The 2,818-nt window shown below is 66.6% G+C and carries 3 protein-coding genes; all 3 read left to right on the forward strand.

The window, feature by feature from the left end; all coding sequences use genetic code 11:
- The coding region (gene recN, locus QOD90_RS02035; RefSeq protein WP_526346169.1) for a DNA repair protein RecN at positions 1-1,224 on the forward strand (1,224 nt) is incomplete at its 5' end.
- A gap of 94 nt (positions 1,225-1,318) precedes the next feature.
- On the forward strand, positions 1,319-2,503 hold the full coding sequence (gene steA / locus QOD90_RS02040; RefSeq protein WP_526346171.1) for a putative cytokinetic ring protein SteA: 1,185 nt from the start codon (positions 1,319-1,321) through the stop codon (positions 2,501-2,503).
- A gap of 15 nt (positions 2,504-2,518) precedes the next feature.
- Positions 2,519-2,818, forward strand: a 300-nt coding sequence (locus QOD90_RS02045; RefSeq protein WP_526346173.1) for a copper transporter, incomplete at its 3' end; no start/stop codon positions are given.

Below are 2,818 nucleotides of genomic sequence, written 5' to 3' on the forward strand. Positions count from 1 at the left end.
CTCGCCGACCGTAGGCAGCGGGCCCGCGAGCTCGCCCTCGAAGCCGACCGACTGCAGTTCGGACTCGACGAGATCGACGCCGTGGCACCACAACCCGGCGAAGACGACGCTCTGGTGTCGGAGATCCGGCGGTTGTCGGAGCTCGACGCGCTGCGCGACGCCGCTCAGACCGCGCGCGCGGCACTAACGGGCGCTCACGACGACGAGCCGACCGACGGCACGTCGGCTGTCGACGGCGTCGGTCATTCCATGACGGCGCTGCAAGGCACCGACGACGCGGCGCTCCGGGCGCTGGGGGATCGCCTCGCCGAGGCGATGCTAGTGATCGGTGACGTGTCGACGGAACTGGGCAACTATCTGGCCGAATTGCCCAGTGACGCAAGCACATTGGAAACCAAACTCGCACGTCAGGGCGAACTTCGCGGGCTCACCCGGAAGTACGCCGCGGACATCGACGGGGTTCTGGGCTGGGCGCGCGACGCCCGCGACAGGCTGGCGCAGCTCGACGTATCCGAGGAGGCGCTCGCAGGCCTCGCGCAGCGGGTGAACCAGTTGGAGGTCGCACTGGTGGAAGCGGCGGCCGCGATAACGAAGGCACGCACGAAGGCTGCGAAGTCGTTGGCCAAGGCGGTCACCGCGGAACTGGCCGGACTGGCGATGACCGGCGCGGCATTCAGCATCGCCGTTGGCCCGCTGGCGGCCAGGGGTGACGATTCGGCACCGCTGAGACTGCCCGGTGGCGAGACGGTGCACGCCGGGCACGACGGTGTCGACGCCGTCGAGTTCGGCTTCACGCCCCATTCCGGCTCTGACGTCCTGCCGTTGGCCAAGAGCGCCTCGGGAGGCGAGCTGTCACGGGTGATGCTGGCCCTCGAGGTGGTACTCGCCGCCTCGGCCGAGGGCACCACCATGGTCTTCGACGAGGTGGACGCAGGGGTCGGCGGCCGCGCGGCAGTCCAGATCGGGCGTCGCCTGGCGCGCTTGGCGCGCACGCACCAGGTCATCGTGGTCACCCACCTGCCTCAGGTTGCGGCGTATGCCGACGTTCACCTGGTGGTCGACAGTGGAGCCAGCAAGGGCAAGGCTAGTGAGGTGCGCCGCCTCGACGCCGACGACCGGGTTGCCGAGTTGGCCAGGATGCTGGCCGGGCTTGGCGAGTCGGACAGTGGGCGGGCCCATGCGCGCGAACTGCTGGAGGCCGCTCAGCAGGACGTCGCGTCCTAAACCTGTGGCTGGTGTGACAAAAGGTAACTTCTGAGGCTCCTGTTACGGCGCGCCTACACCTCAACTTGAGGGTTGGCCGACAGAATCGGAACCCATGAAGATGTCAGCGCTGCTTTCGCGTAATGCCGGCCCACGACCTGGCGTCACCGGTGTCGCCCGCGTCGACCGCGACATCGATCGACTACTGCGTCGCATCCGACCGGGCGACATCGTCGTGCTCGATGCCTTGGACCTCGATCGGATCACCGCCGACGTACTGATCGAGGCGGGCGTCGCTGCCGTCATCAACGCATCGCCGTCGATCTCCGGTCGATACCCGAACCTGGGACCCGAGGTGCTCGTCGGCAACGGCGTGACGCTTATCGACGAAACCGGACCCGACGTTTTCAAGAAGGTGAAGGACGGCGCACGAGTCAGGCTGAACAACGGCGGCGTGTACTCCGGGGACCGCCGCATCGCGCTCGGCAAGGAACGCACCGAGGAAGAAGTCCACGAGCTGATGGTCGAGGCGAAGACCGGCCTGGTCGCCCACCTCGAGGCATTCGCGGGCAACACCATCGAATTCATCCGCAGCGAAAGCCCCCTGCTGATCGACGGCATGGGCATTCCGGACATCGACGTCGACGTGCACCGCAGGCACGTGGTCATCGTCGCCGAGGAGCCCGATGCGATCGACGACCTCAAGGCGCTCAAGCCGTTCATCAAGGAGTATCAACCGGTTCTCGTTGGCGTCGGCTCGGGTGCCGACGTCTTGCGCAGGGCCGGGTATCGCCCACAACTGATCGTCGGCGACCCGGAGTCGATGAGCGTCGAGGTGCTGCGATCCGGCGCCCAGGTGGTGTTGCCAGCCGATGCGGACGGCCACGCGAAAGGCCTTGAGCGCATACAGGATCTGGGAATCGGCGCGATGACCTTCCCGGCCGCGGGCTCGGCTGCCGACCTCGCGCTCCTGCTGTGCGATCACCACGGCGCGTCGCTCATCGTCACCGCCGGCCACACCGCGAGCATCGAGGAGTTCTTCGACCGCACCCGGCAACAGAGCAACCCGTCGACGTTCCTGACCCGGCTGCGGGTTGGCGAGAAGCTCGTGGATGCCAAGGCCGTTGCAACGCTGTACCGCAGCCGGGTTTCGGGTGGGGCGATCGCGATGCTCGTCATGGCGATGCTCGTGGCCGTCATCGTCGCACTCTGGGTCTCGCGGGCCGATACCGCACTCCTCGATTGGGCCCAGCAGTACTGGAACCAGTTCATGGTGTGGGTCCAGGGCTGGGTAGCCTAGAGGGCGGTAGCGAGAATGATATCCCTTCGCTCGCATGCCATTTCGTTGGCCGCAGTCTTCCTCGCGTTGGCCGTCGGCGTGGCACTGGGCTCGGGCCTGCTGTCCAACACCCTTCTGTCCGGTCTCCGCGACGACAAGCAAGAGCTGCAGAACCAGATCAACGGCCTGACCGACGACAAGAACCTACTCAACGAGAAGCTCAACGCCGCAGGCGAATTCGATGCGCAGATGTCGCCGCGAATCCTGCACGACACGTTGAAGGACAAGTCGGTGGTGGTATTCCGGACTCCGGACGCCGCACAGGACGACGTCGAG

This window comes from Mycobacterium sp., from assembly GCF_032161845.1.
GTDB lineage: Bacteria > Actinomycetota > Actinomycetes > Mycobacteriales > Mycobacteriaceae > Mycobacterium.